The following is a 19,913-nucleotide window of genomic DNA, read 5'->3' on the forward strand; positions in this document are numbered from 1 at the left end:
TAAAATCTCATTTGTAAACTAGTAAATTATGTTAATATGAAAATAATAAATTCAACTACAAAAAGGATTCCAGTTTAAGGGCTTATTTAGGAGGTTACTATGAAGAAAATAATTTTGCCTACTATTTGTTTCGCTGTATTATCAACACCAATGTTTGAAAAAACAATTCAAGCAGCAACAACTAAAGCAAGTGAAACGAAGGATAATAAAGCTACTACATACATTAAAACTGTAAATGTTAAGGTAGGTTCAAATTTAAATCTCCGTTCAGAGCCATCCATTCAATCTGAAATTATTACTAAGCTTTCTAAGGGAACAGCCGTTACGGTCCAATCAGAAATAAATGGCTGGGCTAAGGTTGTAGTCAACGGTAAAAATGGATATGTAAATTCGGAATTTCTTTCTAAACCGTCTTCCCATTTAGGTTCATCAAGTAAAATTAAGAAGACTGTTAATGTAAGTGCCGATTCTCGATTAAATTTTCGTGAAAAACCTACTACAACCTCAAAGGTTCTATCAACATTAGAAAAGGGTACGGTTGTTTCTATCCATTCAGAGGATAATGGATGGTCAAAGATCACTGTAAATGGAACAAGTGGGTATGTTAGTACACAATATCTTACTGTAATCGAATCAACTCTTCCTGTAAAAGAACAGAACGATGCACAGGAAATAGATAAAACTATAAAATATGTAAATGTTAGTGACAGTTCTAACTTAAATATGAGAGACAATCCCTCCACTAGTGGGTCTATTATACATAAATTAAAAAGTAATAAAGAAGTTATTGTTTATTCAGAAGTGAACGGATGGTCTAAAATTAAAGTGGACGGAACAGAGGGTTTTGTAAGTACACAATTTCTTTCTCAGAAAAAACCTATAAACACTAGTTCAAAAGTAGAAGTTGAGAACAATACAAAACAACCTCTTACAAAATATGTGAATGTGTTAAAAGGATCGAATCTTAATATGAGAAATAGCAACACCACAAAAAGTTCAGTCATCCTAAAACTAGCAAGTGGTGTAGAAGTAAAGGTATTATCAGTGAAAAGTGATTGGACATATATTGAAGCATATGGTCAAAAGGGGTTTGTAAGTTCAAGATATTTAGCTGATAAACAAGATAGGGAGCCAGAAAACCTTAAGGAAACCGAAGAAATAAAAACTGTCCTAAAATATGTTGATGTAAACTCTAACTCTACTTTAAACTTACGGTCAAGTGCTTCTACAAATGCTTCTATTATAGCCAAGCTAAAGAAGGATACAGAGGTTAGGGTTATATCTGAAAGAGATGGATGGTCTAAAGTTGATATAGGTGGAAAAGTCGGCTATGCAAGTAGCAAATTTTTAAAGGGAAGAACAGAAGCCCCAGAAACAACTACTGATAAAAATCAGGACAAAGAAGTCCAAGTAAATAATAAGAAATATGTTCACGTACCGTCAGGATCAAGTTTGAATTTACATAATAATCCTTCTTCATCAGCATCAGTTATTGTCAAAATTGCTAGAGGAGTAGAAGTAAACGTAATTTCTGATTCGAATTCTTGGTCTAAGATAGAAGTATATGGTCATCAGGGATATGTTAACTCTGAGAGTCTATCATTGACAAAACCTGAACAAGAATCCAGCAAACCTAAAGAAACTGTGGTTTTAAAATATGTGAATGTTCCAGTAGGATCTAATCTGAACATGAGAACTACTCCTTCAACATCAGGTAACATCATCACAAAACTAGCTAGAGGGTCAGTAGTTTCAGTTATTTCCGAGAAAAATGGTTGGACTAAAATTAATATAAACGGAAGAAACGGATATGCAAGTTCACAATATCTTTCATTGGTGGAGATAAATCACTCAGGAACGATTAATGGCACAATTTCAAAGACTTATATATCATATGATTTATCATTTGACGAATTCACCGCACTACAAATGAAAGCTAATCCGCAAACAGATAGGAAATATAAAACATACATAAGAGAAGATGCTTTAGTTATCAAAAATAGTGAATTACCAACAAAAGGAACAGTAAGTGGAAATGGGTGGAATGTACGGGGTGGTGCAGGCACTAATTTTTGGGTTATCGGAAAAGTAGATCATGGTCAAGACCTACAAATCATCTCAAATCATAAAGGGTCTGATGGTTTTATCTGGTATGAAGTAAATTATGATAAAACTTGGGTTAACGCAAGTCGGGAAGATGTAAAATATTATTTAAACCCAGCTAACTTTAGCAATAATCAAGTCGATATTTTTCAGTTTTTAAAGCTATCCGAAACAACGAATTTAAATGTTACTGAAGTTAATGAACGTATTTTATCAAATAAAGGAATTTTATCTGGACAAGCCGAAACATTTATTGCAGCCGGTGAAATGTACGGCATCAATGAAATTTATTTAATTTCTCATGCCTTATTAGAAACAGGGAATGGACAATCTGATCTTGCAAAAGGATTTAAAATAAACGGGAAAACGGTTTATAATATGTTTGGAATTGGTGCCTTTGATGGGAGTGCTTTGACTAGTGGTGCAGAATATGCATACAATGCAGGTTGGTTTACTCCTGAAGATGCTATCATAGGTGGAGCCAAGTTTATTGCACAAGGCTATATTAATGCTGGTCAAGATACGATCTACAAAATGAGATGGAATCCAGGCGGTGCTTTAGAAAAAGGGCATGCAACACATCAATATGCTTCTGATATCGGTTGGGCATTAAAACAGGTAAAACAAATTCACAATCTCTATAGTTTGCTAGATTCCTATGAGGTCAAACTTGAAATCTCACAATATAAATAGTCTATATTACTATGAAGGCTAGGCAAATATATGCCTAGCTTTTTGTTTGAGTTTAAAATAAAAATTTTTAACGGACCTCGCCGTCGTCTCGAAACTAAAAGTCAGTCATTCCAATGGAACATCTTTAAAATTGAAATCAAGAAAGTCATCCTAGTTAACGCCTGGATGTAAAAGACTCGGTTGCTTTTCCTATTTAACGAACATATATTGAACTTCATTATGGGATATAGGAGTTACAGACACTAAGGTGTATCCAATACTAAAGTATTGCGCAACGGTTTCTGCACAGTTTTCATTTGAGGGTTCAGTCGGTGCATGTAAGCTTTTATCTATATGAAGGAATTGGTTCGAAAACGGATTACATCTAATCATCACAATGTGGCGACCGTGCCAAGCAGTACCTATTTGATTTCGATTATAAAAATTCATCATTTCACCTCCGTTAATACTGAGATATGGAAGAATAGTTACTTATCATTTATGTTATGCAAATTAGTGATTTCAAGTTAAATTAGTGTATAAAGCAATCTTGAGATAAATAGTGTAAAATAATAAAAGTAGGTAGGTGAAACAATGCTAGACAAACATAATTTAATTATACAAACAGAACAATTTGTATATGAAATATTAAAAAATGAAAGCAGTGGGCACGACTGGTGGCATATTCAGCGTGTAAGAAAGATCGCATTAATAATTGGTGAAAAGGAACAAGGAGATTTATTCATTATAGAAATGGCAGCCTTACTTCATGACATTGCAGATGAAAAATTGAATGAAAGTGAAGAAATTGGCATTAATAAAGTAAAGTACTGGCTACAGCACCTTGAGCTTGATCAAGAGATTAGTTTTCACATTCTCGAAATTATACAATCGATGTCATTCAAAGGAGGTAATAGACCTCCGGTGAAAACGACTGAAGGACAAGTTGTACAAGATGCTGACCGGTTAGATGCAATCGGTGCGATTGGGATTGCAAGAACTTTTGCTTATGCAGGATCAAAGGGTGATTTAATTTATGATCCGGAGTTACCATACCGAAAAGAGTTAACAAAGCAAGAGTATCGCAATGGCAAATCAACAGCTATTAACCATTTCTATGAGAAATTATTAAAGCTTTCGGGTACGTTGAATACAGAAACAGCCAGAAAGATAGCGAAGGAAAGACATGTTTTTATGGAACGTTTTTTAGAGCAATTTTATAATGAATGGAATGGACAACTATGAAACTTTTAACAGTAGAAAATGTATCTAAAAATTACTCTGACAAACAACTTTTTGATGAGATTTCATTTAGTATTACTGATAATGAAAGAATTGGAATTATCGGTATTAATGGTACTGGTAAATCAACTTTATTAAAGGTAATTGCAGGTATAGAGGAACTAGATAGTGGTCAAATCACACATTCAAAGGGATATACAATCAGCTATTTGGCCCAACAACCAGATTTCGTAGAGAATAACACGGTTTTAGAGCAAGTTTTTCATGGAGATACTCCCCTTATTCGGTTATTAAAGGAATACGAGGAGAAAATGCTCTTACTTGATGAAAATCCGCTAGATGAAAAAGTTCAGAACGATTTGTACTCTCTTCAGCAACGAATGGATTTGATGGGTGCTTGGGAAGCTAATTCAAATGCAAAAGCTGTACTAACAAAGTTCGGAATTAGCGATTTCTCAAAAGAAGTGGGCACCCTATCTGGTGGACAAAAGAAGAGAATTGCTTTGGCACAAAGTTTAATACAAACACCCGATTTACTGATTCTTGATGAACCAACAAACCATTTGGATTTTGAAACGATTAATTGGCTTGAAGATTATCTTTCAAAATATAATGGAGCTTTATTAATTGTTACACATGATCGTTATTTTCTAGATCGAGTAACAAATCGAATTATCGAAATTGATAACGGACAAATTTATAATTATCAAGGGAATTACGGTGCTTTCTTAGAAGCAAAAGCATTACGGATAGAACAAGAAGCAGCATCAGAACAAAAAATGCAAAATCTCTATAGACGTGAACTAGCTTGGATAAGACGAGGAGCTAAAGCAAGAACGACAAAACAGAAAGCAAGAATCAAACGATTTGATGATCTTGATCAAAATATGGCATCATCGACAAATGAGAAAGTGGATCTTGCTATTAGTGGAAGCCGGCTTGGGAAAAAAGTGTTTGAATTACAGCATATATCAAAAAGCTTTGACCAAAATACTCTTATTAAAGATTTCACTTTTATTATTAAGCCTCGTGACAGGATTGGAATTGTTGGGAAAAATGGTAGTGGAAAATCAACCTTATTGAATATTCTTGCAGGAAACCTAAAGGTAGATCAAGGTATTATTGAGGTCGGACAAACTGTGAATGTCGGCTACTACACTCAGGAAAATAAGGACATGGATCTTACCAAAAGGATGATTGAATATATTAAAGAAAGTGCGGAAGCAATCCATACAACTGACGGTAAGTTTATATCTGCGGCCCAAATGTTAGAGCGTTTTCTTTTCCCTTCATCTACTCATGGTACACCTATTCATAAGCTTTCGGGTGGTGAACGAAGAAGACTTTATTTATTGAAGATTCTGATGAAAGAGCCCAATGTTCTATTGATGGATGAACCAACAAATGATCTAGATACGGAAACACTTACAGTTTTAGAGGATTATCTTGAGGATTTTCCTGGTGTGGTAATTACGGTTTCACATGACCGTTACTTTTTGGATAAGATTGCTGAACAGCTCCTCATATTTGAAACTGCTGGTGAAATTAAAGGATACTTTGGTCTCTATTCGGAGTATTTAGAAGATGTTCTTATAAAACAAGAATTATCTACAACTAAGAATGTTATTCCCGATAAACCGAAAACAGAAGAAAAGACAAAGAAAAAGAAACTTTCTTACAATGAGCAAAAAGAGTGGGATGAAATAGAAAGTAAAATCGCTGAACAGGAAGAGAAATGTGCGAATTTATTGAATGAGATAGAATCAGCTGGTAGTGATTATCAGAAAGCGCAACAGTTTATGAGTGAACATGAAAAAGAAAATAAAGTACTAGAACAATTAATTGAACGGTGGAGTGAACTTTCCGATATAGTTGAAAATCTATAATAAGGTCCAAAATATACATGCTAAGCTGACCCTATGTTCAGAGTCAGCTTAGGATGTATAAGTGCTATCAAAACAATCATGGTTTTTACCTATTTATATTGAACTATTCTTTTAGCACCCAAGTACCGTTCCTTCCAGTAGGTCATACTCATTTTGGTTACGGTTACACCTCGAGTTGAGTCGGTATGTATAAACTTTCCGTCTCCAATATAAATCCCTGCATGTGATGGTCCTTTTCTGTAAGTTTGAAAAAATACAATATCGCCAACACTAATTTTATTAACCGAAGTACCATAATTCCAAAGTTCATTAACTGTCCGCGGAATGTTCATTCCCTTCTGTGCAAATACATATTTTAAGAATCCGCTACAATCGAAACCTCCAGAACTAGTTCCACCCCAAACATAAGGTGTTCCAATATGATTCATTGCAACATTTACTATTGATGTATCGACAGAATACTTTACTTCTTTAGGTACTTTCTTCTCATTTATAGCCTTTGGCTGCTTCTGAGAAGTTGAAGTATTTGTTGGTGTGACTTGGGTACTTGGTGAACTCGTACTTGTAATCGTATTAATTGTTACTCCTTTGACATTCTTGTTTTTTAACAAATGCTTTGTCGTCTCATCTGTAGCTTCACCAGTCACATCCAACTGGTATTTTTTTTGATAATTGATCAGAGCTCCTTCAGTTATTTTTCCAAAGATACCATCAATATTCCCGTGATAATAACCAAGTCTTTGCAGTTTTGTTTGCAACTGTTCTACTTCAGGTCCTTCATCTCCAAATGACAATGTTTTAGGTTTAGGTTTAATTAATAATTCGTTCAGCTTTTCTAATGTTTCCGCGCCAGCAATTCCATCAACTTTCAAATCATTTTTGAGTTGGAATTTTCTAACTGCTTCTCTTGTATTTGGGCCATAATATCCATCAATTTGTTCATAATAAAAATTGAATTTCATTAGTTCTAATTGTAAGGTTCTAACACTATTACCGGTGTGCCCATATCTAAGCGTTTTTTCTAGATTAAAATAATCATTATAAAAGCTTTCAGGTGTAAGTGAATCTTGATTAGTTGCTTCAGTGCTTTCTGGTGTCGCAAAAAAGAGACCAGCTGCCGCGACGGAAGTCACTAATAAGGCCTCTTTCTTACTTATAGGCTTTCCCATATGATGTATCCTCCTTGGTGTGTTAGATAAAGGCTGTTCCTTCAAACTTGTTGTTTTAGTAAAAAACAACAAACTCTTAGAGAAGAGCCAAAATAAAAATGTAAATCACTAAATCATATTTTTTGTTTATAAATATATGACTAATTTTTCTTTCACGATAAATGGAATACCTTATTAGTTCAAGCTCTTTAAGTCTCTAAAATGGAATCGAAACTATGTCTATGGTAGAATTTATTACTATAATGCCTGGTCTTAGTAACCATTCGTTTGAGGAGGAAATTATGAATATATTATCAATTGAACCAACTCCTAGCCCAAATACAATGAAAATTATATTAAGCGAGGAATTGCCAGCAGGGAAAAGTAATAATTATAAAAAAGATAATCTCGAGGAAGCTCCTCAGGTTATAAAAGATATCTTAAGTGTCGAAGGCGTAAAAGGGGTCTATCATGTAGCCGATTTCTTGGCTGTAGAAAGAATCTCCAAGTTTGACTGGGCGGATATTCTAGCACAAGTTAGAAAAGCATTTGGTGAGGAAGTAAAAGCTACTGAATCGGAACAAAAAATAAATGATCATTTTGGTGAAGTAAAGGTCTTTGTTCAAATGTTCAGAGGAATACCGATGCAAGTGAAATTAGTTGATGACTTAAAAGAACTAAGAGTTGGATTACCAGAGAGATTTAAACTATCCTCTATAGAGGCACAACAAGCTTCAGAAAATGTAGTTATGGAGAGAGCTTGGAATGAGCAAGGTGTTCGATACGGAGGCTTAGATGAAGTAGGGCAGGATGTTGTCGAAGAAATTTCTGCTGCCTATCCACAAGAACGATTAAATCGATTAGTTGAGATGGCCAAAAATAAGGAAACTGCATCAGCTCAGAAAAGAAAAAGGTACAAGGTAACAGAAGAAATGCTAGATCATGAAGATTGGACCAAGAGATATGCAGACTTAGAACAAATGGATCCTACAGAAGAAGACATTCCTGTTCTGAGTAAAGCACTTCATGACGAAAAGGCATCGATACGACGCCTAGCTACGGTATATTTGGGAATGATAGAGTCACCAAAGGTATTTCCTCTGCTTTATATTGCGCTTAAGGATAAATCAGTTACGGTTAGAAGAACAGCTGGCGACTGTTTATCTGATATTGGTGATAAGGATGCTATCGACGCAATGATTTCTGCTCTAAAAGATAAAAATAAGCTTGTTCGTTGGAGAGCTGCAATGTTTTTATATGAAGTTGGAGATGAATCGGCATTACCAGCATTAAAAGAGGCGCAAGACGATCCGGAATTTGAGGTAAGTATGCAAATCAAACTTGCACTTGAACGAATTGAAGGCGGGGAAGAAGCAAAAGGTTCTGTTTGGAAACAAATGACTGAAAGTAGGAAATCATAAAAGAATCAAAAATAGGTACTTTAGGAGGAATTTAGGATGTCAATGGCATATGAGGAATACATGAAACAAATTGTTGCTCCAATGAGACAAGAATTAGTGAACGCGGGGTTTGCTGAACTAACCACTGAGGAACAGGTTGAACAGTTTATCAATGATGTTGAAGGCACTTCATTGGTTGTTGTTAATTCAGTATGTGGATGTGCGGCAGGATTAGCGCGGCCTGCAGCAACTCAAGCAGTTCTTCAATCAGACAAAAAACCATCTCATTTAGTTACAGTGTTTGCAGGACAAGATAAAGCGGCAACTGCAAAGATGAGAGAATATTTTACAGGATTTGAACCATCATCTCCTTCAATGGCATTGTTAAAGGGAAAGGAAGTAGTTCATTTTATCCCCAGACACGAGATTGAAGGAAATTCTATGGAAGAAATTATGAATAACTTGCAGACTGCATTTAACCAATATTGCTAAATAGCTAACTTGAGTATAGAGAGGATGTGTTTCCGTTACATTGTATAAATGTATTTGGTGAAACTATTCTCTCTTTTTTAAAGGAATTTGGACCGATTATCAAGTCTATAACTTAGTTAGCGGAGTTCCATGAGCTGCGATCCACCTGCTTTCCGCGTGGCGGTCCGCGTGCCTCCTCGTCGCTTTTTGAGCTCCTGCGGGGTCTCACGGAGACCGCTAGATCCCGCAGGATTCAGGTGGCTCTCTTCTCATTCCACACTATGGAAGGCATTTCTCATACTTCATGGTGCGAATAATTAAATTTACATGGGTGTCTACGCTGAAAATAACTTTAGTTGTGGAGTTCCATGAGCTGCGATCCACTTGCTTTCCGCGGGGTGGTCCGTGAGCCTCCTCGTCGCCAGGGGCGGGCTCCTGCGGGGTCTCACGAGACCACTAGATCCCGCAGGAGTCAAGTGGCTCTCCGCTCATTCCACACTAAGTGAACAAGATTTTCATCCTTTATGGTGCAAATTTTCATTAGCATGGGTGTCTACCCTGAAAATAACTTTAGTTGTGGAGTTCCATGAGCTGCGATCCACTTGCTTTCCGCGGGGTGGTCCGTGAGCCTCCTCGTCGCCAGGGGCGGGGCTCCTGCGGGGTCTCACGAGACCACTAGATCCCGCAGGAGTCAGGTGGCTCTCCGCTCATTCCACACTAAGTGAACAACATTTTCATCCTCCATGGTGCTAATTTTCATTAGCATGGATGTCTACCCTGAAAATAACTAATGATGGAGAGTTCCATGAGCTGCGATCCACCTGCTTTCCTCGGGGGGCGGTCCCGAGAGCCTCCTCGTGGCTTTTTGAGCTGCTGCGGGGTCTCACGAGACCGCTAGATCCCGCAGGAGTCAGGTGGCTCTCCGTTCATTCCAGACAAAATGGGAGGCACATTAATTTTATGTAATATGTAGCTATTTCTTCAAAATTCAAATAGATGATAAGGTGAAATTAATGATTGTAACAACAGCTGGACGTACTAATGCACAAATGATTAACCGGGCCGAGAGTATTGCAGATGAATTAAATACGGTATACCTAAATAGAAATAAACAATCAATTATAGAAATCCAACAACAATATAAAGAGGATGTTTTAGTTGTTGGGAAAAACAGGCTGGAAGTGTATCCTAAGAATGCTTCACAACCCTTGTTTTTTCATCCTAATTCAGCAATGTTTCGAATTAAACGCTTGATGAGGGAGCATCATGATCCATTTATTGAAACCGCTGACCTAAAAAAGGGAAGCAGCATGTTGGATTGTACATTAGGATTAGGTTCTGATAGTATTGTCGCTAGTTTTGTTGTTGGAAGTGGAGGAAGAGTTGTTGCTATTGAAGGTCAAAAAATAATTTCCTATATTGTCAACGAAGGGTTACGTAGCTGGGAAAGTGGTACAAGTATCATAGACGATGCAATGAGAAGGATTAAGGTAGTATCCACTGATAATTATGGGTATTTAAAAGAAGCTGATGATAATAGTTTTGATGTAGTCTATTTTGATCCTATGTTTGAACATGATCTCAATGAATCTAATGGCATACATCAGTTAAAGCACTATGGAATTAAATCTGGGTTATCAAGTGAAGTTATAAACGAAGCAAAAAGAGTGGCTAGAAAGAGAATTGTGTTAAAAGACCATTGGCAAAGTTTGCGGTTTGATGAACTAGGTTTCACTGCCACTAAACGAAAAACATCAAAATTTCACTTTGGTGTAATTATTTTAGAAAAATAAAAAAACCAATGGGTAAAGTTATATGTCCTTTATCCATTGGTTTTTTGTTAATAATAAATTTAATCTGCTACATTTAAGTAAACCATATAGCCAAGAGTAAAGAAGCTAACAACAATAAATAAGGTATCCATTAATAAACCACCTTTAAAATTATGATTATTCCTATTTTAGCAAATTATGTACAAATTATGAACTAAAATTCTTTTTTATTTTCTAGTTTTGAAAAAAACTTTTCAGAATATATATAAAATGAAACCTTTTATTTCAATCAACGTATAAACCTATAGATTCTGCTATTTAATCAACATATTAATAGTCAAAAAATTTAATAAATATGGTAGAATAATAGAGTGTATACTTTTTGAGAAACGAAAGGAAGAGTATGATGAATAGATGGTTAAGAAAGGCGCTTGTCGTCTCATTCTCAATCGTAACCCTGGGTATGGTTACACCACCACCTGCCTTAACGATGCAAGACATCAAAACAGATGAATCAAAAAGGAATATTATTAATCCGTCTAATCAGACAGATACATATTATTCTCTAAAAGAAGTAGCGTCACTACATCAAAATATTAACCCAAGAGACCAGTTTATAAGCCATGCAATTACACAAGCTGAATTTCAATCTTTTCAAAAGTTTGGTTCGCGGATTGCACCTGTAATAGAAAATGACTTTAACAGCCATATATTACCGAATATTCATGCGGCAATTTCGCATTTTGCAGAAACATACCCTGATGAGACATTATTAAACTTAGAGATAACTGAAAATCCAAGTGGAGGAATAAGTGAGAAAATATTTCATATCTATGATAAAACAACACAAAAAGATGTTTTGAGATTTCATGTAAGGAGAGATCAGCCACCGAACTCCGGTTACTGGTTCAACTTTCATTATCATACCTACCATGATAATTTTCAGTCCCACCATGAACTTGGAGCTATATTTTGGGCTAAGAACACGCCTCCGCAATGGCTTAGCTAATTCTTTAGAAGGAGTGTGAAGAATGTCTAAAAGCTATACATTAGATGAGATGGTCAAACAAGCAAAGGAAATGTTGATTAGTCGTGGCGTTGAGATAATAGATATTGCGAAAATTGTTTTACAATTACAGGAAAAATATATACCATCAATGACAATTGAGGAATGTATTCATAATGTTGAAAGAGTGTTGGAGAAGAGAGAAATTATCCATGCAGTTATTACAGGACTATCATTGGATATTTTAGCGGAAAAGGAAATGCTTCCGGAACCACTTCAATATCTTGTGGAAACTGATGAACCATTATACGGAATAGATGAGATTATTCCTTTGTCGATTGTTAATGTTTATGGGTCGATTGGCTTAACCAATTTTGGATATCTGGATAAAGAAAAGTTCGGTATTATTAAGGAACTTGATGAACATGATGGGAAGCATGTACACACATTTTTAGATGATATTGTTTGTGCTCTTGCTGCAGCGGCCGCAAGTCGAATTGCGCATCGAGATAAGGATGTGAAAGAAGGAAGAGCCGAACCATTTATTAATTAGACAACAAAAAAAAGCTCTAATCAAATGTTTATTGCCAACATTGATTAGAGCTTTTTTAGTCTTTTAACCTTTCATTTTGTTTAAGCTTAATCGTTAGTAAGTCGAATATGAAACAATAGCATTTGTAAAATAGCGCTAAAACGAGGTAAATAACTGCTGCAAAAAAAATAACAAGATGATTTTTTTGTATATAAGAATTGATAATCATTGTTATTAGAAATGAGACGGTAATTAAATCAATATAGATGATTCTTTTTTGTCTTGAAATCTCTAATACTTCTAATAGGATAAGTTCCGAATCTTTATCAATTTGTTTTTTATTTCTCATTGTACCCACCCTCAGCTAAACGTAATTTATTTTATGAAAGATTATTTGTTTGGTGAGTCGTCTCGTCAAATAAGTAAGGATTTCATAATATAACTTCAATTAATCTTTAAAAATTGTTATAATATTATAATAATAGAATACAAGAACAGCAATTTTTTTATCGATTAGGAACTATTAGTGAAGACCAGAAATACACCTCGTAAATAAAAAAACAACTAACATACAATTTTTAGTACATCTAGATTAAGGGTGGTTTTCATGAAAAAACTATTTGTTATCTCTTTAACTGTGTTTTTTTTCTTACCTCTTGTTAAACAAAACCATAGTGATGCATCTCAAAATGGTATTCCACTTAAACATTATCAATCAATAAGTTTTTTTATGTCAAAAGAATTGATTAGTAATTATAAAATATTAGAGGAAATTATCATTTTACCAGAAACTCATTTTAATGAAACAGAAGCTATTCAGATGATCACTCGGATAAGTAATATAAATACACATCTTCTAGAAAAATTACGTGATGAAAACATACAGGTTGTTCTATTTACAGGTAAATTAACCGACCTTCCGTCTGCATCTCATTTGAAGGGTGAAAAGCCACGTGGTTATAGTGAAAATGGTCCAACATGGGATGAAGTACCAGGAATTGGCGGCTCAAGAGTAATACTTGCTAAAGTCGGAAACAGTCACAAGGGGGAAGGACATGGCTCAGCTAATCTAGAACTCCATGAAATTGCACATACTTTTGATCGTCTTGTATTTGGTGAGGTTCGTAATGATCCCGAGTTCAAAAAAATTTGGATAGAAGAGGCAGATAAGCTATTTCCAAATCAAAATTATTTTATCTCCTTCCCTGAAGAGTACTTTGCTGAGGCATTTGTATATTACTTTTTATCTGAACAAACAAGTAAAGAGCTTAAGGCTAAAGCTCCGTTAACGTATTCGTATTTTTTTAACCTTTTTCAGAGAAATGTCGAAAACTCTGATAGATAATGATAAAATAAGTAAGTCATAATTAGGTGTTACTAATTGCAGCTATTGGATTCATTATAATAATTATTAGGGTAGACATCCATGCTAATTTAAATTCGCACCATGGAGTATGAAATAGTGTACTTACTAAGTGTGGAATGAGCGGAGAGCCACTTGACTCCTGCGGGATTTAGCGGTCACGTGAGACCCCGCAGGAGCCAAAAAGCGACGAGGAGGCTCACGGATCGCCCCGCGGAAAGCAAGTGGACCGCAGCGAATGGAACTCAGCAACCTAAGTATTTTCAGGGTAGACCTCTATGCTAATTAAAATTAGCACCATGGAGTATGAAAAACTATACTTAGCTTAGTGTCTAGCTTCAGGCGCTATCGGCTCGGGGTCATAAGTCAATCCGGCAAGAAGGTTAAAAAGCAACCTTCTTGCCGGCTCGTCTTATGCCTGTCGCCGATGAACGAGCGCCTTCAGCATTTCTTTTTTCAGGGTAGACTTCTATGCTAACTATATTCGCACCATGGAAAATGAAAAACTATACCTAGCTTAGTGTCTAGCTCCAGGCGCTATCGGCTCTCAGGTCTAAGTCAATCCACCCTAGAAGGTTAAAGAGCAACCTTCTAACCGTCTTGTCTTATGCCTGTCGCCGATGAACGAGCGCCTTCCGCTTTTCTTTTCAGGATAGAATTCTTGTTACTTAGTAGTGTGTTAAATCTTATCTGTTTTTTTAGGTGAAATTCGACATGTTCTCTGCATCAGTATCAGCATTTTAGAACATATATTTTATAGGGGGTAAAAAGAGAAAATGCAACAATATCATAAGCTATTAGAAGATATACTAGAAAATGGAGTGAAGAAGGAAGATCGAACTGGTACAGGTACTATATCTGTGTTTGGAAGACAGCTTCGATTTGACTTAAAAGATGGATTCCCCCTAATTACAACGAAAAAACTTCATACTAAATCCATCTTGCATGAATTACTATGGTTTCTCAAAGGTGAAACTAATATCGCTTACTTAAAAGAAAACGGTGTTTCTATCTGGGATGAATGGGCCGATGAAAACGGTGAATTAGGACCTGTATATGGATCACAATGGAGAAAATGGGAAACAAAAAATGGGCAATTCATTGATCAAATAGAAAATGTGGTCACTCAAATCAAGGAAAATCCCAATTCGAGACGGTTGATAGTGAATGCTTGGAATGTTGGGGAAGTTGACAACATGAAATTACCACCTTGTCATTATGCATTTCAGTTTTATGTTGCTGACGGTAAATTATCATTAATGTGGCAGCAACGATCGGTCGATACTTTCCTAGGTTTGCCTTTTAATATTGCAAGTTATGCATTTTTAACTTACATGGTTGCACAGCAATGTGACCTCGAACTTGGCGAATTGATTTTCACTGGTGGGGATGTGCATTTATATCTTAATCATTTAGAACAGGCTAAGCTTCAGTTAACTAGAGAACCAAGAGAGTTGCCAAAGCTAGTTATCAAGAGAAAACCAGACTCCATTTTTGAGTATAAGTTTGATGATTTTGAAATATTAAATTATAATCCATATCCACATATAAAGGCGGCAGTTTCTGTCTAACCATTTTATGATTCAAAAGAGGATTAATTTAAAGAGTGTTCAACAGTATTTAACCATAAAGGAATGAGACAATGATTTCACTATTAGTCGCAATGGATAAAAATCGCTTAATAGGTAAGGATAATTTGCTTCCGTGGCATCTGCCAGCAGACTTAGCTTATTTTAAGAGAGTAACTATGGGTCATACAATTGTAATGGGAAGGAAAACGTACGAATCGATTGGCCGACCCTTACCAGGACGTGAAAATATCATTGTCACTCGTAATCCTTCTTATAAGATGGATGGATGTACAATAATAAACTCCATAGAAGCAATAAAAAATCTTAGTGATTCTAATGATGAATTATTTGTTATTGGAGGCTCAGAGATTTTTAGAGAAGTTTTTACTTTTGCAGATCGACTGTATATCACCGAAATTGATGATGAGTTTGAAGGGGATACATATTTTCCTGAATTTTCTCTTAAAGACTGGACATTAATTTCAAAAGATCAAGGCAAAAAAGATGAGAAAAACCCATATGATTATTATTTCTGTGTGTATGAAAGGCATTCTGTTAAATAGTAACACACTAAGAATCTGCCGGAGCTTATAGGATTAATAAGTTATCTCTATATCCTGGCATGGGCTTTGCCGTAGCTAGACAGGATTGGCTATTTTAGTTGCAGTTACTTTAAATACAGAAATGTGAATCATGATTAATAGGCCATAAAATTTCAATAGTATGTAGGTGGATAATGGTTAGAGCAGTTAGAACAGTTATATGGTATCTTTATTTTTTTGGCTATCTAGTATGTAGTATACCTTCGCTAATAAGAGTTAGGAATAAACAATTTAATTCTCTTGAGGAGAAAGCAAAGGTTGTTCACAAGTTTCCCGAACAATGGGCAAAGGCATTGATAAGAATTACAGGGTCGAAAATAATTGTTGAAGGAAAACATCATCTACCACCTGGACCAGCTTTATTTGTTGCTAATCATCAAGGTAATTTTGATATTCCAGTTTTACTTGGCTATGTAGGAAAGCCAATGGGATTTATCTCAAAGATTGAAGTAAAGAAGCTACCTATTTTGCCGACGTGGATGGAAGAGATGAATTGTGTTTTTATTGATCGTAAAGACCGAAGACAAGCTGTTGGGGCGATAAAACAAGCCTCCACTATTTTACGTAATGGACAATCTCTTGTGATCTTCCCTGAAGGGACACGTAGTAAAAGTAGGGAAATAAATACATTTAAAACAGGGGTATTAAGATTAGCTTCCGATTCAAATGTTCCTATCGTTCCTATTGCTATAAATGGAACCTATAAAATTATGGAACAAAGTGGAGTCTTTTTTAATCCTTCAACTGTTAAAGTAACTATTCTCCCTTCCTTAACCGTGGAAGGAAAAGTCGATCAAAAAGAAATTGCTGAAAAACTAAGAACGATAATACAGGAAGAACTAGATAGACAAAATTAAAAAAGCTGTCGAATCACAATTATCTCTGGATAATCATTGTGATGACAGCTTTTTTTATTCAAAGTATTTGAAACCTAGTATTTTTATTTATCACAGGCATCAGTATAAAATAATTACACTAAATATAAAACAGAGAAAAAGTGTGTGATTGAGGCCGCAAGCACAAACAAGTGCCATATCGCATGGTGGAACTTAAAGCCTCTCCAAACGTAAAAAATTGCACCAATTGTGTAAAGTACACCACCTACAACTAACAATGTCATACTAGTTGGGTGTACATTTTCAACAAGTTCATTCCAGGCAAATACGATCATCCAACCTAAAACAACATAAAGAAGGGTAGAAACATGAAGGAATCGTTTAACGAAAAAAGATTTAAACACTGTTCCACCTATTGCTAGGCCCCATACAATTCCAAATAAAGTCCATCCAAGCCAGCCTTTAACAGCAATAAACAAAAATGGAGTATATGTTCCTGCAATGAAGAAGTAAATTGCAGAATGGTCAAATATTTCAAAAAGATCTTTTACCTTCCCTTTTGGAAAAGCGTGGACAAGTGTTGAGCATAAATATAGAAGAACCATGGTTGAACCAAAAATTGTAAAACTAACTACATGCCATGCACTGCCATATATTGAGGCATGTACAATCAAGATAACAAGTGCTGCTATACTTAGGAGTACCCCAATTCCATGAATTATTGAATTTGCTATTTCTTCTCCTTTAGAGAAGACATGAGTATTTGCCATTGTCATTCACAATCCTTTTTTCTGATCATTCACCGCATTTGCTTCAAAAGTGGAAATATCAGTTTTTTTCATTGCATTATTTAATCACTAATTATAACATATTCTTACCAAAATAAATGTTACAATTTATAGAACATAAAATATACAATGAATGGAAGAAAAAAGAATTAGCCATAAGTATTTTCGATCTCTTGCAGAAAACTAGAATATTCCGTTGGATTTCTGAAATCCTCAGGTTTCCAGTTGGTTCTTACCCATTGCAAAAGTTCATCAGGTCTGTTGAATACTTCACCACTTGTATCAGCTTTCCGAATCATATATCTCCCATTATCTTCGTCAATTGTAACTTCACAAGGGAATGCTCCGTCATTTGAAAGTAAGCTATATTCCATCATAACACCCTTTCTAAAATAAACTATATTAACACTATTTTTAGCTTTTAAATCATTTGTATTCAAAAGTTAACTACTTACTTATAAAGTATTTCTTCTTAATGAAAATTACCACTATTCATAAAAATTTTAGTTTATATTTTATCTAATAAATAACCCGGATAAAAATATTTGAAAATTATATTAATTCTGTTCAATTTCATGTTATAATTTACAGATTAAATAAACTGTAACGCTGTAGTGTTATAAAATATGTTGAAAGGAATTGGTTGATTGTATGACTCAGCAAGTAAAACAAACGTCTAAAAACATACAGGTTGAAGATATCATAAGAGCGAATCAAACTGTAAAAGACATTGTAAACCACACTCCTTTGCAAAGGAATGAATTATTGTCCGAAAGGTACCAATGTAATTTATTATTAAAACGTGAGGACCTACAGGTTGTCCGTTCATTTAAAATAAGAGGTGCTTATAATAGAATTAAAAACATACCACACAATGAGTTAGTAAACGGAGTAGTATGCGCCAGTGCAGGTAACCATGCTCAGGGAGTAGCATACTCATGTCGGGCTCTCAAAATCAAGGGTAAAATTTTTATGCCTTCAACAACACCAAGACAAAAGGTTTCACAAGTAGAGCTGTTCGGAAGAGAATATGTTGAAATAATTTTAGTTGGTGATACATTTGATGATTCTTATGTAGAAGCAGTAAAGTGTAGCCAACTGGAGAAGCGTTCATTTATTCACCCATTTGATGATGAAGATGTTATCGCAGGGCAAGGAACTGTGGCGGTTGAGATATTAAATGATTGTGAAGAACCAATTGATGTTGTATTGGCAAGTATTGGTGGTGGAGGGCTGATATCAGGTTTAAGTACATATCTGAAAAGTATTTCACCCAAAACTAAGATTGTTGGAGTAGAGCCTGCAGGTGCACCGAGTATGAAGAATTCTATTCTTAACGGGCAATTATTAACACTAGATCATATTGACAAGTTTGTTGATGGTGCAGCAGTAAAAACAGTTGGCGAAAAGACCTTTGAGATTTGTAAAAAAGGGATTGATGATATTGTTGTTGTTCCTGAGGGAAAGGTTTGCACAACAATACTTGAGCTTTATAATGAAAATGCAATCGTTGCAGAACCTGCAGGAGCACTCCCAATCGCTGCACTTGATTTTTATAAAGATCAAATTCGTGGTAAAACAGTAGTTTGTATAATAAGTGGCGGAAATAATGATATAGGTAGAATGCAAGAAATTAAAGAGCGTTCGATGATTTACGAAGGATTACAATATTACTTTATTGTCGATTTCCCCCAACGTGCAGGTGCACTTAGGGAATTTCTGGATGAAGTTCTAGGGCCTACAGATGATATTACCCGCTTTGAATATACAAAAAAGAATAATAAAGATAACGGTCCAGCATTAGTTGGTATTGAGTTGAATAATAGAAAAGATTATCAAAAGTTAATTGAAAGAATGGCGAAAAAAGGGTTTCCTTATACTGAAATAAATAAAGATAGTAATTTGTTTAACCTCTTAATTTAGTTAAAACTTCGAATGCTGTTAACATAGTTAGACAGACTTCTCTACATTTTTAATGTATAATTAAGGAAACAAGTGAAAAAGAGGATTGATATTTTGCTTACCAAAAGCCTAGAGTTCAAAGACAAGAATGGACAGAAGGTTAAAATTATTGATATCCCAGTTTTGGAAAAAGGCAGTTCCTATCGATTTATGCTCAGAATTCGTTTAGAAGCATTTATGATGAAAATTCTTGAAGAAAATGAACCGAAAAACGTATATTCTTTTAAAGAATATCTAAAAAATGTTTTAAAATGGCATGATTATGTGCAATTATACAAAACAGATATGTTATTAAATAATGCTTAAAAATTGCTTTGTTTGAAACTATACTGATTGTTATGTTAACAATCAGTATAGTTTTTTTATTTCTTTATAAAGACTTATTATAATATCTAAAAGAGTGTAATGATTTAGAGCGTAACAGAACGAACATTCTCTATTACTGGTAATATTTACAGTAACAGAATTTTGGATTAAGTATGAGGATACTCTATCTTATTTGTTAAAAGAAAATTGAATGTTTTATATTCACAATATTTTAATTTTTCGAAATTAATAA

19 protein-coding genes are annotated in these 19,913 nt (G+C 34.9%); 14 read left to right on the plus strand and 5 right to left on the minus strand.

Features of this window, described 5'->3' with window-relative positions; translation table 11 throughout:
* Positions 1 to 99 precede the first annotated feature (99 nt).
* The gene (locus tag BK579_RS13500; RefSeq protein WP_078546253.1) at positions 100 to 2,796 is read left to right on the plus strand and encodes an SH3 domain-containing protein; all 2,697 of its coding nucleotides are present in this window, start codon (positions 100 to 102) and stop codon (positions 2,794 to 2,796) included.
* A gap of 189 nt (positions 2,797 to 2,985) precedes the next feature.
* On the opposite strand, the gene BK579_RS13505 is transcribed toward BK579_RS13500, so the two are convergent.
* Complete coding sequence (locus BK579_RS13505) at positions 2,986 to 3,225, minus strand: hypothetical protein (protein WP_078546254.1); 240 nt, start codon at positions 3,223 to 3,225, stop codon at positions 2,986 to 2,988.
* Positions 3,226 to 3,369: 144 nt separating this feature from the next.
* On the opposite strand from BK579_RS13505, the gene BK579_RS13510 reads away from it, so the two are divergent.
* Positions 3,370 to 4,020 (plus strand): HD domain-containing protein, encoded by a 651-nt coding sequence (locus BK579_RS13510; protein ID WP_078546255.1) that lies wholly within the window; start codon positions 3,370 to 3,372, stop codon positions 4,018 to 4,020.
* The gene (locus BK579_RS13515; protein WP_078546256.1) at positions 4,017 to 5,903 is read left to right on the plus strand and encodes an ABC-F family ATP-binding cassette domain-containing protein; all 1,887 of its coding nucleotides are present in this window, start codon (positions 4,017 to 4,019) and stop codon (positions 5,901 to 5,903) included. The genes BK579_RS13510 and BK579_RS13515 overlap by 4 nt, the downstream gene beginning before the upstream one ends.
* A gap of 89 nt (positions 5,904 to 5,992) precedes the next feature.
* Here the strand turns inward: BK579_RS13515 and BK579_RS13520 are convergent, their stop codons facing one another.
* Complete coding sequence (locus tag BK579_RS13520) at positions 5,993 to 7,072, minus strand: C40 family peptidase (protein ID WP_078546257.1); 1,080 nt, start codon at positions 7,070 to 7,072, stop codon at positions 5,993 to 5,995.
* A 281-nt stretch (positions 7,073 to 7,353) separates the two neighbouring features.
* Between BK579_RS13520 and BK579_RS13525 the strand changes: the two genes are divergently transcribed.
* From BK579_RS13525 to BK579_RS13545, 5 genes are all read left to right on the plus strand, one after another.
* Positions 7,354 to 8,472 (plus strand): conserved virulence factor C family protein, encoded by a 1,119-nt coding sequence (locus BK579_RS13525; protein WP_078546258.1) that lies wholly within the window; start codon positions 7,354 to 7,356, stop codon positions 8,470 to 8,472.
* 36 nt (positions 8,473 to 8,508) lie between these two features.
* Entirely contained in the window at positions 8,509 to 8,943 is a 435-nt protein-coding gene (locus BK579_RS13530) for a BrxA/BrxB family bacilliredoxin (RefSeq protein WP_078546259.1), read from the plus strand.
* A 992-nt stretch (positions 8,944 to 9,935) separates the two neighbouring features.
* A complete protein-coding gene (locus BK579_RS13535; RefSeq protein ID WP_078546260.1) occupies positions 9,936 to 10,715 on the plus strand; it encodes a class I SAM-dependent methyltransferase in 780 nt (259 codons plus the stop codon).
* A gap of 385 nt (positions 10,716 to 11,100) precedes the next feature.
* Positions 11,101 to 11,703, plus strand: a complete 603-nt coding sequence (locus tag BK579_RS13540) for a YpjP family protein (RefSeq protein WP_078546262.1) — start codon at positions 11,101 to 11,103, stop codon at positions 11,701 to 11,703.
* Between the two features lie 22 nt (positions 11,704 to 11,725).
* Positions 11,726 to 12,253: a phosphatidylglycerophosphatase A family protein gene (locus tag BK579_RS13545; protein WP_078546264.1), complete on the plus strand. Its 528-nt coding sequence runs from the start codon at positions 11,726 to 11,728 to the stop codon at positions 12,251 to 12,253.
* Between the two features lie 55 nt (positions 12,254 to 12,308).
* On the opposite strand, the gene BK579_RS13550 is transcribed toward BK579_RS13545, so the two are convergent.
* Complete coding sequence (locus BK579_RS13550) at positions 12,309 to 12,581, minus strand: hypothetical protein (RefSeq protein WP_078546266.1); 273 nt, start codon at positions 12,579 to 12,581, stop codon at positions 12,309 to 12,311.
* 258 nt (positions 12,582 to 12,839) lie between these two features.
* Between BK579_RS13550 and BK579_RS13555 the strand changes: the two genes are divergently transcribed.
* From BK579_RS13555 to BK579_RS13570, 4 genes are all read left to right on the plus strand, one after another.
* Positions 12,840 to 13,577, plus strand: a complete 738-nt coding sequence (locus BK579_RS13555) for an anthrax toxin lethal factor-related metalloendopeptidase (RefSeq protein ID WP_078546268.1) — start codon at positions 12,840 to 12,842, stop codon at positions 13,575 to 13,577.
* A gap of 794 nt (positions 13,578 to 14,371) precedes the next feature.
* The gene (gene thyA / locus BK579_RS13560) at positions 14,372 to 15,166 is read left to right on the plus strand and encodes a thymidylate synthase (RefSeq protein WP_078546270.1); all 795 of its coding nucleotides are present in this window, start codon (positions 14,372 to 14,374) and stop codon (positions 15,164 to 15,166) included.
* A 71-nt stretch (positions 15,167 to 15,237) separates the two neighbouring features.
* Positions 15,238 to 15,729 (plus strand): dihydrofolate reductase, encoded by a 492-nt coding sequence (locus tag BK579_RS13565; RefSeq protein WP_078546272.1) that lies wholly within the window; start codon positions 15,238 to 15,240, stop codon positions 15,727 to 15,729.
* 173 nt (positions 15,730 to 15,902) lie between these two features.
* The gene (locus tag BK579_RS13570) at positions 15,903 to 16,625 is read left to right on the plus strand and encodes a lysophospholipid acyltransferase family protein (protein WP_078546274.1); all 723 of its coding nucleotides are present in this window, start codon (positions 15,903 to 15,905) and stop codon (positions 16,623 to 16,625) included.
* 113 nt (positions 16,626 to 16,738) lie between these two features.
* Here the strand turns inward: BK579_RS13570 and trhA are convergent, their stop codons facing one another.
* Positions 16,739 to 17,374, minus strand: a complete 636-nt coding sequence (trhA, locus tag BK579_RS13575; protein ID WP_078550579.1) for a PAQR family membrane homeostasis protein TrhA — start codon at positions 17,372 to 17,374, stop codon at positions 16,739 to 16,741.
* A 167-nt stretch (positions 17,375 to 17,541) separates the two neighbouring features.
* Entirely contained in the window at positions 17,542 to 17,766 is a 225-nt protein-coding gene (locus tag BK579_RS13580) for a hypothetical protein (RefSeq protein ID WP_078550581.1), read from the minus strand.
* A gap of 277 nt (positions 17,767 to 18,043) precedes the next feature.
* Here BK579_RS13580 and ilvA point away from each other — a divergent pair, with 277 nt between their 5' ends.
* Both ilvA and BK579_RS13590 read left to right on the plus strand, forming a co-directional pair.
* Complete coding sequence (gene ilvA, locus BK579_RS13585; protein ID WP_078546276.1) at positions 18,044 to 19,315, plus strand: threonine ammonia-lyase IlvA; 1,272 nt, start codon at positions 18,044 to 18,046, stop codon at positions 19,313 to 19,315.
* 93 nt (positions 19,316 to 19,408) lie between these two features.
* Positions 19,409 to 19,660 (plus strand): DUF2535 family protein, encoded by a 252-nt coding sequence (locus tag BK579_RS13590; RefSeq protein ID WP_078546278.1) that lies wholly within the window; start codon positions 19,409 to 19,411, stop codon positions 19,658 to 19,660.
* Positions 19,661 to 19,913: the final 253 nt, after the last annotated feature.

The sequence above is a fragment of the Litchfieldia alkalitelluris genome, from assembly GCF_002019645.1.
GTDB classification, from domain to species: domain Bacteria; phylum Bacillota; class Bacilli; order Bacillales; family Bacillaceae_L; genus Litchfieldia; species Litchfieldia alkalitelluris.